Origin of the sequence: Peptoniphilus obesi ph1 (genome assembly GCF_000311865.1) — a bacterium.
Taxonomy (GTDB): Bacteria; Bacillota; Clostridia; order Tissierellales; family Peptoniphilaceae; genus Peptoniphilus_E; species Peptoniphilus_E obesi.
In genome coordinates this window covers 2,658-3,910 of record NZ_HE978584.1, presented here as the reverse complement: position 1 = coordinate 3,910, position 1,253 = coordinate 2,658, and the positions used below count along the sequence as shown (strand labels likewise).

At 45.5% G+C, this 1,253-nt stretch carries 1 rRNA gene; it reads right to left on the bottom strand.

Annotated features, from left to right (window positions below):
- Window positions 1-1,217 (bottom strand): 23S ribosomal RNA (locus tag HGPB_RS08915); the annotation flags it as partial.
- Window positions 1,218-1,253: the final 36 nt, after the last annotated feature.

The window sequence follows — 1,253 nt, the reverse complement described above, 5'->3', positions numbered from 1 at the left end:
CGGCTTGCGCCTTATGCTTCGTCTCTTAATACATTGCTCCTCTACCATCATTTCTGATCCACAGCTTCGGTATATAGTTTAGCCCCGGTTATCTTCGGCGCAGAATCACTTGACCAGTGAGCTATTACGCACTCTTTAAATGTATGGCTGCTTCTAAGCCAACATCCTGGTTGTCTAAGTAATTCCACATCCTTTCCCACTTAACTATTATTTTGGGACCTTAGCTGGTGGTCTGGGCTCTTTCCCTTTCGACAATGAAGCTCATCCCACATTGTCTGACTCCTTAGTGCTTGATTTGGTATTTGGAGTTTGATAGGTTTTGGTAAGCGTATCGCCCCCTCAACTATTCAGTGCTCTACCCCCTCATCATTGTTCACTAAAGGCTAGCCCTAAAGCTATTTCGAGGAGAACCAGCTATCTCCGTGTTCGTTTGGCTTTTCACCCCTATCCACAGGTCATCCGATAACTTTTAAACGTTACCCGGTTCGAGCCTCCATTGAATTTTACTTCAACTTCACTCTGCCCATGGATAGATCACACGGTTTCGGGTCTATGATAACTAACTTTCGCCCTCTTTAGACTCGCTTTCGCTGCGACTTCAGTGCTCTACACTTTAATCTTGCTTGTCATCATAACTCGCTGGCCCGTTCTACAAAAAGTACACGATCAAGGAATTGCTCCCTTTTTCGCTGCTTGTAAACATTAGGTTTCAGATTCTTTTTCACTCCCCTCCCGGGGTTCTTTTCACCTTTCCCTCACGGTACTTGTTCGCTATCGGTCACCAAGTAGTGTTTTGCCTTAGGGGGTGGTCCCCCTGTATTCCCACAAGATTTCTCGTGTCTCGTGGTACTCTTTTATGCCGGATATTTTCGCTTTCGACTACAGGACTGTTACCTTCTTTGGTCCACCTTCCCAGATGGTTTGTCTAGCTATTTTCTCTTTTCGCATGGTTGGGCGTCTGTCCCGTTCGCTCGCCGCTACTTGGGATATCGAGTTTTCTTTCTTTTCCTCGGGTTACTTAGATGTTTCAGTTCACCCGGTTTGCTTCTTTAGCTTATGTGTTGGGCTAAAGATACCATTTAAATGGTGGGTTGCCCCATTCGGAGATCTGTGGTTTGATGGATATTTGCTCCTACCCACAGCTTTTCGCAGCTTGTCACGTCCTTCTTCGCCTCTTGGTGCCTAGGCATCCGCCTAATGCTCTTTTTTTCTTGACCTTTGTTTTTCCAGTGAATTGTCTTTTATTTCTTTTG